The sequence below is a fragment of the Streptococcus sp. GMD6S genome, from assembly GCF_000297015.1.
In genome coordinates, this window is record NZ_AJRH01000368.1 from 1 (window position 1) to 507 (window position 507).

A 507-nucleotide genomic window follows, 5' to 3' on the forward strand; every position below is an offset into this window, starting at 1 on the left:
AGCCCTGTTTGGCCTCCAAGAGTTGGAAGCAAGGCATCTGGACGTTCCTTACGGAGAATACGTGTCACAAACTCGAGTGTGATCGGTTCGATGTAGACCTTGTCCGCAATCTCCTTGTCCGTCATGATGGTGGCAGGGTTTGAGTTCACCAAGACAACTTCATAACCTTCCTCTTTCAAAGACAAGCAGGCCTGGGTCCCCGCGTAGTCAAACTCAGCAGCCTGACCAATAATAATTGGACCAGAACCAATCACCATAATTTTTTGAATATCAGTACGTTTAGGCATAGTTTATGATACAAAGCCCGTAAAGAACACAGTGAAAATAGGAAACTCGGTGCAGACGCCTTTAGCGTCAAGACGATGTTTATCTTTTTCACACAGTTCTTAGGGCGTGTTCACTTCCGCGAACAATGTATCTTCTCCTTTCTATTCGGCAACTCTCTGGTTGCCATTAAATAAATTCTCCGACGATTTTTTAGAGAAACGATATTTTTCGATAAAAAAT

General features: G+C 43.4%; 1 protein-coding gene. It reads right to left on the reverse strand.

The genetic code is table 11. The features are described 5' to 3' along the window. Positions 1 to 287: carbamoyl phosphate synthase preATP-grasp domain-containing protein (locus tag GMD6S_RS11660; RefSeq protein WP_008296291.1), on the reverse strand; the 287-nt coding region annotated here is incomplete at its 3' end. Positions 288 to 507: the final 220 nt, after the last annotated feature.